This is a genomic window from Amycolatopsis sp. NPDC051061, from assembly GCF_040682935.1.
Classification (GTDB): Bacteria; Actinomycetota; Actinomycetes; order Mycobacteriales; family Pseudonocardiaceae; genus Amycolatopsis.
Map to the genome: position 1 here is coordinate 1 of NZ_JBFBBZ010000183.1, position 1,032 is coordinate 1,032.

The 1,032-nt window shown below is 28.4% G+C and carries 1 protein-coding gene; it reads left to right on the forward strand.

Going from position 1 to position 1,032, the window contains the following annotated elements; genetic code table 11:
* A partial coding sequence (locus tag AB0N03_RS52555; RefSeq protein ID WP_364389054.1) for an ABC transporter ATP-binding protein occupies positions 1-777 on the forward strand: 777 nt, incomplete at its 5' end.
* Positions 778-1,032 lie beyond the last annotated feature (255 nt).

Sequence of the window (1,032 nt, forward strand, 5' to 3'; positions counted from 1 at the left end):
GGAAAAAGTACATTATTGAATATAATCATAGGAAAATATTTTCAAAATGATGGAAATGTAAAGATATACTGCGAGAAAAAAAATGTTGGTTTTTTACCTCAAAATACCAATTTTCCTGATGATATAAAGGTAAACGAGTTAATTAACTTTGTATCTAGTTATACTGATACTCCTCTTTCTGAGGAAGAAGTTGCACTTATTCTTAATTTTTCAAACGAACAAATGAATAAGTTTGCTTCTAAATTATCTGGAGGGCAACAGAGATTACTAGATTTTTGTTTAGCTGTAATTAACAAACCACAATTTTTAATTGTTGATGAGCCTACCTCAAGTATGGATACATCGACCAGACACCATTTTTGGGAATGTATCCAACAACTTAAAGAAAAAGGCACTACTGTATTATTTACAACCCATTATATTGAAGAAGTAAATTATTGTGCGGATAGAGTACTTTTATTAGATAATGGTAATTTAATGGCAGATGAAACACCATACCGGCTAAGAATGCTGAATCACGAAAAAATTATTGTTTTAGATATTAATTTATATAAGCAATTTGAACAACCATTACAACATATAATTATATGTAATCAGATCAAAGAAATTTTTTCAAAATCTACTGTGGAATTTTATTTTGTAGCAGAAAGAACAGATGATATTATTAAAGCGTTATTAAGCATAGGATTCCCTATTAAAGAAGTTGAGCTTACCAATACATCATTACTGGATACTATATTTGAGGGTACTCATATTGAGGAGACACAAAATGACTAATTTAGCAAAAATAGAATTTTTAAGAATGGGGCGTAATAAAAAATATCTTATTATGAGCATAGGCATGCCCGTATTTTTTTTCTTAGTATTTACGGCAATGATAAAATTACCAAATCCTGAAGCACAAGATACATTTATGAAAGAATATCTAATGTCTATGACGACTTTTAGTTTAACTAGCTTTTCAATATTCACTTTTCCATTTTAAATTATAGAAGATAAGAAGAATGGATGGAGAAATTTGTTATATAGATT